At 61.3% G+C, this 11,335-nt stretch carries 12 protein-coding genes; 8 read left to right on the forward strand and 4 right to left on the reverse strand.

The window, feature by feature from the left end:
* Positions 1 to 175 (reverse strand): ParA family protein (locus tag P8Y64_11250; GenBank protein MEJ2061041.1); only part of this gene is annotated, 175 nt, incomplete at its 3' end.
* Between the two features lie 419 nt (positions 176 to 594).
* Between P8Y64_11250 and ispF the strand changes: the two genes are divergently transcribed.
* Positions 595 to 1,068, forward strand: a complete 474-nt coding sequence (gene ispF / locus P8Y64_11255; GenBank protein MEJ2061042.1) for a 2-C-methyl-D-erythritol 2,4-cyclodiphosphate synthase — start codon at positions 595 to 597, stop codon at positions 1,066 to 1,068.
* 28 nt (positions 1,069 to 1,096) lie between these two features.
* Here the strand turns inward: ispF and P8Y64_11260 are convergent, their stop codons facing one another.
* Both P8Y64_11260 and P8Y64_11265 read right to left on the reverse strand, forming a co-directional pair.
* Positions 1,097 to 2,485: a lysine 2,3-aminomutase gene (locus P8Y64_11260; GenBank protein MEJ2061043.1), complete on the reverse strand. Its 1,389-nt coding sequence runs from the start codon at positions 2,483 to 2,485 to the stop codon at positions 1,097 to 1,099.
* A gap of 362 nt (positions 2,486 to 2,847) precedes the next feature.
* Complete coding sequence (locus tag P8Y64_11265) at positions 2,848 to 3,540, reverse strand: SIMPL domain-containing protein (GenBank protein MEJ2061044.1); 693 nt, start codon at positions 3,538 to 3,540, stop codon at positions 2,848 to 2,850.
* Between the two features lie 91 nt (positions 3,541 to 3,631).
* Between P8Y64_11265 and P8Y64_11270 the strand changes: the two genes are divergently transcribed.
* Complete coding sequence (locus tag P8Y64_11270; GenBank protein MEJ2061045.1) at positions 3,632 to 3,946, forward strand: hypothetical protein; 315 nt, start codon at positions 3,632 to 3,634, stop codon at positions 3,944 to 3,946.
* A 97-nt stretch (positions 3,947 to 4,043) separates the two neighbouring features.
* Here P8Y64_11270 and P8Y64_11275 read toward each other — a convergent pair whose 3' ends face one another.
* Positions 4,044 to 4,463 carry a hypothetical protein gene (locus P8Y64_11275; protein MEJ2061046.1) on the reverse strand — a complete coding sequence of 140 codons (420 nt, stop codon included), beginning with the start codon at positions 4,461 to 4,463 and terminating at the stop codon, positions 4,044 to 4,046.
* Positions 4,464 to 4,836: 373 nt separating this feature from the next.
* Between P8Y64_11275 and P8Y64_11280 the strand changes: the two genes are divergently transcribed.
* The 6 genes from P8Y64_11280 to P8Y64_11305 form a co-directional block, all read left to right on the forward strand.
* Positions 4,837 to 5,415 carry an ANTAR domain-containing protein gene (locus tag P8Y64_11280; protein MEJ2061047.1) on the forward strand — a complete coding sequence of 193 codons (579 nt, stop codon included), beginning with the start codon at positions 4,837 to 4,839 and terminating at the stop codon, positions 5,413 to 5,415.
* Positions 5,416 to 5,714: 299 nt separating this feature from the next.
* On the forward strand, positions 5,715 to 7,073 hold the full coding sequence (locus P8Y64_11285) for an MFS transporter (GenBank protein MEJ2061048.1): 1,359 nt from the start codon (positions 5,715 to 5,717) through the stop codon (positions 7,071 to 7,073).
* Between the two features lie 68 nt (positions 7,074 to 7,141).
* Positions 7,142 to 8,146: a hypothetical protein gene (locus tag P8Y64_11290; protein ID MEJ2061049.1), complete on the forward strand. Its 1,005-nt coding sequence runs from the start codon at positions 7,142 to 7,144 to the stop codon at positions 8,144 to 8,146.
* Positions 8,147 to 8,206: 60 nt separating this feature from the next.
* Positions 8,207 to 8,626: a globin family protein gene (locus tag P8Y64_11295; GenBank protein MEJ2061050.1), complete on the forward strand. Its 420-nt coding sequence runs from the start codon at positions 8,207 to 8,209 to the stop codon at positions 8,624 to 8,626.
* A 288-nt stretch (positions 8,627 to 8,914) separates the two neighbouring features.
* Positions 8,915 to 10,300 (forward strand): CmpA/NrtA family ABC transporter substrate-binding protein, encoded by a 1,386-nt coding sequence (locus tag P8Y64_11300; GenBank protein ID MEJ2061051.1) that lies wholly within the window; start codon positions 8,915 to 8,917, stop codon positions 10,298 to 10,300.
* Positions 10,301 to 10,310: 10 nt separating this feature from the next.
* Positions 10,311 to 11,335: FAD-dependent oxidoreductase (locus P8Y64_11305; protein ID MEJ2061052.1), on the forward strand; the 1,025-nt coding region annotated here is incomplete at its 3' end.

Genomic DNA, 11,335 nt, shown 5'->3' on the forward strand with positions numbered 1-11,335 from the left:
CTTGTTCCCAATCGTAGGCGCCAAGGCAAAGTATCGATAGGCTACTTTGGTGATCCATGTCTACAAGTAATACTTTCTTGTCATGGTATCTGGCTAGTCCGGTCCCTAGGTGGAATGCGAGCGTCGTTTTGCCAACACCGCCTTTAAAATTAATAATGCTTATGCGTGTCGCCATTGAGATCTATTCTCCATGAGTCAGTCCATTTTATGGGCCAGCCTATTTGGGAGCCCGTGTGTAGTCCGTCCTAAGGTGATGCAATGACGTACCTTTGCTTGCTGTGTCTTGCTTTTTAGGGGTTAGCAATCCATAAGTTTCAAGATGTATGTGGTTTCCATATTTAATTATCTGTTCAATATCATCGAGCATAGGCTAATCATCCGTTTTGAACTGAATATGCCTATGATTTACGTGGCATTCACCATTATTGTTGCCAATTTGTTGGTAAATTCACTTCAAATCGTGACTGTCGAGAACGGTATCGAGTTTATTCTCTTTTTAAATCCGTATAATTCGCATGTCAATTAATGGCGGATTGGTCCGGCGTGCCGTGAATTTAGAATTCCCCTGATTAAGAGATCAAAAGAATGACTGACATTCGCATTGGCCATGGCTACGACGTCCACGCCTTCAAGGCAGGGGACCATGTCGTCCTGGGTGGTGTGCGCATTGCACACGACAAGGCCTTCAAGGCGCATTCGGACGGGGACGTGCTGATTCACGCCCTCTGCGACGCGTTGCTGGGGGCGGCGGCACTGGGGGATATCGGGCGGCATTTCCCGGATACGGACCCGAATTACGCGGGTGCCAACAGCCGGGTGTTGCTGGCCGAGGTGGTGAAAATGCTGGCCGAAGCCGGCTGGCAGGTGGGCAATGTGGATGGGACGGTGATTGCCCAGGCGCCGAAACTGGCGCCCCACATCGACGCCATGCGTGAGCACCTGGCGGAAGACCTGGGAGTGGGGCTGGATCAGGTGAACGTGAAGGCCACGACCACCGAGCACCTGGGATTCGCGGGGCGCGAAGAGGGCATCGCCGCCCACGCGGTGGCGCTGATTACGCGCGGCTGAGGCGCGCGCAACCAGCGCCAGGCCAGGTTCAGGCGCCGGCCAGAGCGGCGCGGTCGTTCATGGCCTGGAACTCGTCCTCGAAGAAGAATTTCTCCTCACCGAAGGCAGGCCGCAGGTGGTTGAGCCAGGTGGCCTCTTCGTCGTATTTGGCGAAGAAGGGGCGCTGCACCCAGTCGGGGTTGCGGCCCTGGATAAAGCGCAGCACGAAGACCTTTTCGCCGTTGATTTCGGTGACCCCCTGAATCTCCACCTTGCCCGGGCCGGCGCTCATGGACGGGCCGCGTGCGGTACGCCCCAGGCCGGAGACCTGCTGCATGGCGTCGCGGTAGATGTTCCAGGCGCGGGCCAGCGGCACCTCGAAGTAGCGTCGGGCGCCGGTATCGCGTTCCACGAACATGTAATAAGGCACCAGGCCGAGCTGGACCTGGGTGCGCCACAGGCGTGCCCAGACGTCGGCGTGGTCGTTGATGTGCTTGAGCAGCGGGGCCTGGGTGCGGATCACCGCGCCGGTGTCGCGGATCAGCCGGATGGCTTCGCGCACCACGGGCGTTTCGAGTTCGCGCCAGTGGTTGAAGTGGGCCATCAGCGCGACGTGCTTGCCGGCCCTGGTCAGGCGCTCGAACAGGGCGAGCAGCTCCGGGGCGTCGGGGTCGGTCACGTAGCGGTAGGGCCAGAAGGTGAGCGACTTGGTGCCGATGCGGATGGTGCGCACGTGGTCGAACTCCGGCGCGAGCAGCGGTTCCAGGTAGGCGACGAGGTTCTTGGTCTTCATCACCATGGGGTCGCCGCCCGTGATCAGGATGTCGGAGATCTCGGGATGGGCGCGCAGGTAGTCCTGCAGGCTGCCGGCCTCGTTGGAGGCGAAGCGCAGCGCCTTGTCGCCCACGAACTGCGCCCAGCGGAAGCAGAAGGTGCAGTAGGCGTGACAGACCTGGCCCTGGCTGGGGAAGAACAGCAGGGTCTCGCGGTACTTGTGCTGCATGCCGGGCAGGGGCTGGCCGTTGAGCTTCGGCACGTTCAGCGTCTGCTGGCCGGCGGGATGCGGGTTGAGGTCCGCGCGGATGGCGCCGGCCGTTTCACGCACGGCGTTGCGGTCCGACCCGTTGCGCAGGGCGTCGGCCATGCGCTCGAAGGATGCCGGCGCCAGCATCTCCCGCTGCGGAAACACGAGCTGGAAGATGGGATCGTCCGGCACGGCGCTCCAGTCGATAAGCTCGTCCAGGACGTAGCTGTTGACGCGAAACGGCAGCACGTTGGCGACCGTGCGGATCTCGAAACGCTGCGATTCAGACAGGCGCGCCAGAGGCGCGATTTTGTCGAACTGGCGCTCGGTGAAGACTTCGTAGCTGCGCGGCGCAATGCGCGCGGCCGGCTTGTTGATACGTTCGATCGACGACAGATTGGCGATCTTCGACATGGCTGTCCTCCTTACGCGAGGGGACCGAAAAAGCCCGGCTCGTTTGGGTTCGGACGGCCCGTTTCCGGGCCGCCAGTCAAAGCCGCAGGTAAACGCGACAATGAATAACTAGAGTGCAGCCTCTCCCGAGGCTGCGGGGATGCAGGGCATGGGCCCTGACTGGAGACGCAGAGACCGTCGACGGCGCGCCGAAAGGGCGTCGTGCGGTCGCGAAGTGCGTCGGATTGCGCGCGAAGCGGGGTGGGATCGTCCTTAGATCAGCCCGGTGCTCCGGCGAGCGGGAGCGCTACCCTACCGGGATGACCGGGCCGGGTCAAGGAGATGCGTGCTAACTTTATGAATTTTATATGAATTTAGCCGATTCAGTGAGGCGGCTCGAGCTGGATGGTGCCCTGGATAGTGACATTGATGGGCGTATCGCCGGCCTCCAGGGCCGGGGCGGGCAGGTTCTTTTCCGCCGCCATGCTGCGCATGACCATGGGGCGGGGGATGCTGCCGGTGCGCACATCGATCTGCACGATACGGTAGCTGGTATGGCCCATGGCCTTGGTGATCAGTCCGGCCCGGGTGTTGAAGGCCTTGAGTGCCTCGTCGATCAAATGGTTCTCCGCCGCGGTGCGGGATGCCGGGGAAACCTGGTAGCCCAGGCCGTCCAGCGCCACCCGCTGCTGCAGGTTGCCGAGCAGGGCGCTGAGTTTGGCGGGGTCGTGGCTTTCCAGGCGCAGCCCCTGGCGCACGCGCCAGGCCATCAGCGTTTCATCCTTGTACACAGGCGCGGTGCTGTAGCCGAGCGTCTGCGCCCGGATGCCCGCGGTTTTCTTGGCTGCTTTCAGGGCCCACAGGATGTCGCGATTGACCTCGGCGGCGGCCTGCGCGCTGTCTTTGGCCTGTTTCTCGGCGTGCAGGGTGGCGATGAGCACGTCGTTGGGCACGGTGCCGCTGGCCTGGGCGGACAGGCTGACCCGGTCGTAGGTGTGGGACTCCGCGGCCGTGGCCGTGGTGAAGGGGGCTATCAGGGCGAACAGCAGGGCAAGACGGGCGGCGGTGCGGATCATGGTCGGATTCCTTGGGCGGGGCCTTGGCAAATCGTAGTGAACGCGCCCGGGCGGGTCAAAGCGGCGTTACGTTGCGGTAGACTTGCGCGCCATGCCGAATCCTGAAGCCCCGTTATCCCCCGAACGTGCCGAAGCGCTCAAGGCGGCCCATCGCGGTGCGCTGAGCCTGGTGCTGTTCGCGGCCTTCCTGGCCATGACCGTGCTGGTCACCGTACTGCTGCACGGCAAGTTTCACGGCATGATGTGGTGGGTGCTGGTGTTGTTCGCCATGGCGGTCAGCCTGCTGGGCATGCTGTTCATCACCGGTCTGTTGCGCATGCTGGTGACGGGGCTGTTCAAGTGGCTGTCGCCCGATTTCGCCCGCCTGCTGCGTGACGAGTCCGCCGCCAAAACGCCGCGCACCTGAATCCTCGTTTCCGGCGCTTCGATTTCATACCCCCGGAAACGCCACACCCCCGACGGGCGGGGGTGTGGGCTTACGTGATGCCTGAGTCGCCGGGCGGTCAGTTGCCGAGCGACATCATGCCTTTCCTGTACTGCATGCCCTTCGGACCGCCCAGGGCTTCCGCCGCGCGACTGCAGTACTTTTTCAGCTTGTCGGTTGCCGCATTGTCGCCGACTTCCTTTACGGCCTGGTAGTAACGCTGGTTGCCAGTCGATGCGACGGCCTTGCAGCCCCAGGAATAGGCCTCGACCCAGTATTTGTTCTCCTGGTTCTGTCCCTCCAGGATGCGCTCGACCATGGTGTCGAGCACTGTTTGGGAGGCCATACCCTGTCGATAGATGATCTTGGCGGCCGTGCGGAACTGGTGCCAGCTGGGCGATTTCAGTTGGTTAAGCAGCGCCTGGTCGTTTTGCGCGCCGTAGGCGACGCCACTCAGAATCGAGCCGATCAAGAAGAGGGTGGTCAATAAGATCTTCATGGGGATCTCCCTGTTTCCTCAGGTTGTTGGCAGTTTGGAATACAGCGGGGTGGTACGAAACGCTCGGATTTCATGCCATCGGTGCCGTTATAACCGGATTCACTTCGGGAATGAAACCCGGGCCCCGAATCTCTGTCGTTAGCGGGCGATTATCGGCGGGTTATGTGATGACAATGTGTCCGGCGTTGCTGCCGATGATATCACCCTGCCTTACGTTTAGCGTCCGCCGTACCCGTCACCTCTGTTCTGTTGGCCTGCATATTGCTTGATCTATGGGCATGATGGCTCGTGCAATGGCGCACCGGCCGCAAACGACGATGGGGTCGTGTCGGCTTGTGCCGGCGCGGCCCCGTTTTGTTTTTGGAGGGGTGTTATGACACTGCGAGTGATGCTGGTGGACAAGTCCGCGGGGCGGTCCGCCATTCTCGAACAGGCGTTGGCCGACCAGGGCTACGAGGTGGTTGCACGCCTGGGCGAGAATCAGGACCTGCTCGCCAGTGTCCGCCGGCATGAGCCCGACATCATCCTGATCGACATGGAGTTGCCGGACCGCGACACGTTGGAATCCATGCGTGTGATTTCCCGCGAAATCCCGCGTCCCGTGGTGATGTTCGCGGATCAGAGCGACGAGCAGACCATCGGCGACGCCGTGAGCGCCGGGGTCAGCGCGTACATTGTGGATGGCCTCAGCGCCAATCGTTTGAAGCCCATCATGGACGTGGCCATCGCGCGTTTTCGCGAGTTCCAGGCGCTGCGCAACGAACTGGAACAGACTCGCAACAAACTGGTCGACCGGCGCGATATCGACAAGGCCAAGGGCATTCTGATGCGCCAGAAGGGCATGTCCGAGGATGCGGCCTACAGTGCACTGCGCAAGCTCGCAATGGACCGTAATCAGAAAATGGGTGACGTGGCGCGGATGCTGATTTCGGCCTCCGAATTGCTCGGCTGAGCGCACCAGGCTGGAGCAACCGGGTGCGGGCGGCACAAGATGAGGGCATTTTTTTCGGTCGTTTTGTTATCGGCTCAAGACGTAAAAACGTAGCGAAGCCCTGAAGCGAAAAGGTTTTGCCGGATGGTGTGTGTCAAATGGCACATGTCTTGCTGCATTACGGCAGAACCGATCGGTCCAATGGTGGGCAGGTCACACTAAGAGTCAGCGCGGACTCTTGAAGCGACAGCGGCGTCTCTTGCACGAAGTACGTGCAGGGCGGCGCTATTTTTTTGCCTGCGAAATTTCGGGAGACCGTTATGGAAGTTCAAAACAAAGCGACGCGCATCAACCTCTTCAGTCTGAAGTCGGTGCAGATGCGCACCTTTCATCTGACGTGGTTCGCCTTCTTTTTGTGTTTCTTCGGCTGGTTCGGAATCGCGCCGCTGATGCCGGTGGTCAAGGGCGATCTGGGCCTGACCAAGGAACAGATCGGCAACACCATCATCGCGTCGGTGGCGATTACGGTACTGGTGCGCATCTTTATCGGTTATTTGTGCGACCGTATCGGTCCACGCCGTACCTACACGGGGTTGCTGGTGCTCGGCTCGATACCCGTCATGTTGATCGGCCTGGCAGACAGCTATGAAACCTTCCTGCTCGCACGCCTCGCCATCGGTGCCATCGGCGCATCCTTCGTCATCACGCAGTACCACACCTCGGTGATGTTCGCGCCCAACGTGGTCGGCACGGCCAACGCCACCACGGCCGGTTGGGGCAACCTCGGCGGCGGCGTGACGCAAATGGTCATGCCGGTGATCTTTACCGCCGTCATGATGGTGGTGGCCGATCAGGCCATAGGTTGGCGCGTGGCGATGGTGGTGCCCGGTGTTGCCATGCTGCTTACGGCCTTCGCCTACTGGAAATGGACCACCGATGCGCCGGACGGCGACTTCAAGGAACTGCGCGCCAAGGGTCTGATCGCCAAGCCGGGTGAAGCGGGCGGCAACGATCTCGGCTCTTTCATGAAGGCCATGAAGGATTACCGCGTGTGGGCGCTGTTTCTGGTGTACGGTGCCTGCTTCGGCGTCGAGCTCACCATCAACAACGTGGCGGCCATGTACTACTTCAACAGCTTCCATCTCGATCTGGAGATGGCGGGGCTGATCGCCGGCCTGTTCGGGTTGATGAACATCTTTGCCCGCACCCTGGGCGGTGTGTTCTCCGACCGCTTCGCCCGTTCGCTGGGCCTCAAGGGGCGCGTGTATTTCCTGTTCATGGCGTTGCTGATCGAGGGCATGGCGCTGATGCTGTTCTCGCAGATGGGCAGCATCGTGCTGGCGGTGTCCACCATGATCCTGTTCTCGCTGTTCGTGCAGATGTCCGAGGGTGCAACCTTCGGGCTCGTGCCTTTCATGAACCGCAAGGCGCTGGGTGCGGTTGCCGGCATCGTCGGTGCGGGCGGCAACGCAGGTGCGGTGGCGGCGGGCTTCCTGTTCCGTTCGCCTTCGTTGACCACTCAGCAGGCCCTGTTCTATCTGGGCGTGGTGGTGGCATGCGTGTCCTTCTTCGCCCTGCTGGTGCGTTTCTCGCCGGAAGTGCTCGCGGAGGAAGAGCGCAATCTCCAGGCGGCCATGGCGGAGCGCGAAGATACTGTCGCCAGCCCGGTGACGGCCTGAGTCCGTAGGCGATCCGAATCCGGCCGGCGGCAGGTCCGCCGGCCGATTCCGCACCCCTAAAAATCTCCATGACCTTTCATAGCCGATTGCTGCGACTGGTTCGGCTCGGCAGTGCCGGCGAAGCCGGTGACTGTCCGCTCTGGTATGGAATGGAGGAAGTGCCGGCATTGCAGGCGGCGTTGCAGGGCCAGCGCTATTACCGCTTGAACAGCGATCTGGAGACGCTGCGCAAAAGCAATGCCGAAGCCTGGGCCCTGTCGTTGCAGGCAATAGCTGTGACGCCGGTGAACCGCATGGAATTCGACTGGTGGGTGGGCGAGTCGTCGCATCTGGCCGAACCGTGGCTGGTGCGTGCACTGCGGGTAATTCGCGATCTGAGCGACGACCGGTCCGTATCGCCTTCGTCGCTGACGGTGGTGGGTTTGATGCATTACTTCAAACAACTGGAGCAGGCCGAACGGGACCTGGCCGAAGCGGCGCAACGCATGCCGGATTGCGCCGAGCCCTGGGCCTGGCTGCTGTACACCGGCCTGTTGGCGGGCATGGATGAGGAGACTCTGTCGTCGCGTTTCGCCGAGGCGACGATGCGCGATCCGCAGCATCTGATGACGCATGTTTTCAGGGTGCGTGTGCTGAGTGACGAGCAGGATGCCGCGCAGGCCGCATTGCGTTTCGCGCGCGAAGTCAGCGATGCCAGTCCATACGGGCACGCGTTGCACGCGCTGATCGCGCAGGCCTGGATCGAGGCCTGGTCATGGTGGATCTACATCGACGGGCCGGACAGGGCGCGACAGCGGTTGATGGCGCCGGAAGTTGTCGCCGAAATAAACGCCGCCTATCAACGCATGGAGATGGCGCCGGGCAGTTTGTACCGGCCGGTGCCATACGGGTTTTTTGGCCTGCTGTTTTATTTGATGAAACAACGGGAACCTGCCTGGGAATGTCTGCAGGCGATGGGCGACACGGCCTGCGGTTACCCCTGGACCTATTTGCGCGAACACGCGGCGGATTTTCTGGGCGCGTCGAGAATCGTGGAGCGGGTGCGGGCGGAGGTCGAAGGCCTGCCGGCCTGAACCGCGGCCAGGCCCTGTCAGTGTGAATGTCTGTTCAACTTCGACAGGAGAAAACGTGCGATGACACCGGAACAGATCAATCAGGTTAAAGCATCATGGGATGCCGTATTACCCATTCAGGACAAGGCGGCTGCATTGTTTTACGAAAAGCTGTTCGAGCTCGACCCGGCCCTCAGGCCGTTGTTCAAGGGTGATATGGAGGAGCAGGGCCGCAAGCTGATGTCCATGATCACCACTGCGGTCAATGCGTTGAACCGGCTCGACGATGTAGTGCCGGCCGTGCAGGCACTGGGTCGCCGGCATGCGGATTACGGCGTGAAGGACCAGGACTACGACACGGTGGCGTCGGCGTTGCTGTGGACGTTGGATGTCGGTCTCGGCGACGCCTTTACCGATGAGGTGGAGGCATCGTGGGTGGCGGTTTACGGTCTGCTTGCCGGCACCATGAAACAGGCGGCAGCGGAACCCGTTGCATCGTAATGCGTGTGTTTGCAGCCATCCCCCGGTTGGTGCCGGTTACTCATGCGCGCACCAGGAGGGTGCAAAAAGCGCGGCGTAACGCCGGGGGATCGGCCGCAATCCCGTGAGAATACGTATGCCGCTGAATGGCATGCTAACTGCATATAAGTTAATGCAAGCATCCGACCGCCGCCCAACGAAGGGCCGATTACGTCGGGACAAACTGAATACGGCAAAGGCGTCGTCACGTTCGTGCACCGCACGATACGTAGCGACGCCTTTTTTGTTGGTGCATCGAGGAGAAAGTGAATGACCGAAAGCACAAAACCTCAACGTGAACGGCTGACGCTCAAGAAGCGCCGTGACGGTCTGGAAAAAACGGATGTCCGGCTCGGCTTCATTCCGCTGACCGATTGCGCGCCGCTGGTGGTCGCCAAGGAGCTGGGGCTGTTTGCGGAACAGGGTCTGAACGTCGAATTGGTGCGCGAACCGTCCTGGGCCAACATCCGTGACAAGGTGATGCTGGGTGCGCTCGACGGGGCGCAGATGCTGGCCGGCATGCCCGTGGCCAGTCAGCTCGGAATCACGGCGGTGCGCAAGCCGCTGGTGACCGCCTTGAGTCTGGGACTGGGCGGGAATGCGATCACGGTCTCGCATCATTTGTATCAGCACATGCGCGAAACCGACCCGACGGCCATGCAGCAGCGACCCTATACCGCACGCGCTTTACGCGGCGTCATCGACGCACGGCGCAAGGCGGGCGAAAAGCCGTTGACCTTCGCCGTGGTGTATCCGGTTTCGAGCCACAACTACGAATTGCGCTACTGGCTGGCTGCCGCCGGCATCGATCCGGATCACGATGTGAACATCGTGGTTATTCCGCCGCCGCAAATGGTCGCGCAGCTGCGCGCCGGCGAGATCGACGGATTTTGCGTCGGCGAGCCGTGGAACAGCGTGGCGGTGCAGGGCGGGCACGGCCATATCCTGATCACCAGCCAGCAGCTCTGGAATCACAAACCCGAAAAGGTGCTGGGCGTCACTCAGGACTGGGCGGCGCGCCATCCGAAAACGCATCGTGCTCTGGTCAAGGCATTGATGAAGGCGGGTGCCTGGTTGGACGAACCGGAGCACCGGCCCGAGGCGGCAGCCATCCTGGCCCGCGACGAGTACGTCGGGGTCAAGGAAAAGGTGCTGCGCCTGACGCTGACCGATCAACTGGTTTATGACCCCGGTACCGAGGCCGTGCCGCATCCGGGATTCAATATCTTTCATCGTTATGCGGCGATGTTCCCCTGGCGTTCGCACGCTTTGTGGTTCGCCACCCAGATGATGCGCTGGGGACAGGTGGAGCGCGCCCAGGACATGACCGAGATTGCCGCGCGTTCCTATCAACCCGGTTTGTACCGCGAGATCGCCGCCGAACTCGGCTGGGTGTATCCGGAAATAGATGACAAGCCGGAAGGCCTGAACGCACGCGAGTGGACCCTGGCACAGGCCAGTCCGGAACCGCTGCTCATGGGGTCGGACCGCTTTTTCGACGACAGCCGCTTCGATCCCGAAAATCCCTTGGGCTATCTGGATGCGTTTTCCGTTTCCGCCGTTCGTGTGCCGATGGAAGCGCTGCGCCGCATGAATCAGCCGCGCGCGAAGCGGGCTATCGACGATGCGGATACCTCGAACGGGAACGAGTCCTGAGGAGGATGCAATGACCGAAAAACTCAAACTGGTGCTGATCGGCAACGGCATGGCGGGCGTACGCACGCTGGAGGAGTTGCTGAAGCTGGCGTCCGACAAATACGACATTACGGTGTTCGGCGCTGAGCCGTACGGCAACTACAACCGGATCCTGCTTTCGCCGGTGTTGTCAGGGGAAAAGACCCTGAGCGACATCATGCTCAACGACGAATCGTGGTACGCCGAGCAGGGCATCACGCTGCACAAGGGTAAGCGCGTGACGGTTATCGATCGCGTCAAGCGCGTGGTCACCGCCGAGGACGGCACGACCGCCGACTACGACCGCCTGATCCTCGCCACCGGCTCCAACCCTTTCATCATTCCCGTGCCGGGACATGACAAGCAGGGCGTGCTGGGCTTTCGCGATATCCACGATGTGGAACGCATGCTGGAATCGACGCGCTCATATAAACACGCCGTGGTCATCGGCGGTGGGCTGCTGGGATTGGAGGCCGCCAATGGCCTGATGAAGCAGGGCATGGACGTCACTGTGGTGCACCTGCTCGATTCGCTGATGGAAAGGCAACTCGACAAGGTGGCGGGCGATCTGCTTAAACGTTCGTTGGAGGAACGCGGCCTGCGTTTCCTGATGCAGGCGCAGACCAGCGAAATCCTGGGTGACGAACACGTCACCGGCGTGCGCTTTGCCGACGGCAGCGAAGTGGAAGCCGATCTGGTGGTGATGGCGGTCGGCATTCGCCCCAACATCGAGCTGGCGCAGCGCGCCGGGATTTATTGCGAACGTGGCGTAGTGGTCAATGACACCCTGCAGACCTTCGATCCGTGCATTTACGCCATCGGTGAATGCGTGCAGCACCGCGGCGATCTGTACGGACTGGTGGCGCCGCTGTTCGAACAGGCCAAGGTATGCGCGAATCACCTGGCCGAATACGGCATCGCCAAGTACGGCGGCTCCATGACGTCGACCAAGCTCAAGGTCACGGGCATCGATTTGTTTTCCGCCGGCGATTTCCACGGTGACGACACCACCGAGGA

This window comes from Gammaproteobacteria bacterium (assembly GCA_037388465.1).
Taxonomy (GTDB): Bacteria; Pseudomonadota; Gammaproteobacteria; order SpSt-1174; family SpSt-1174; genus JARRKE01.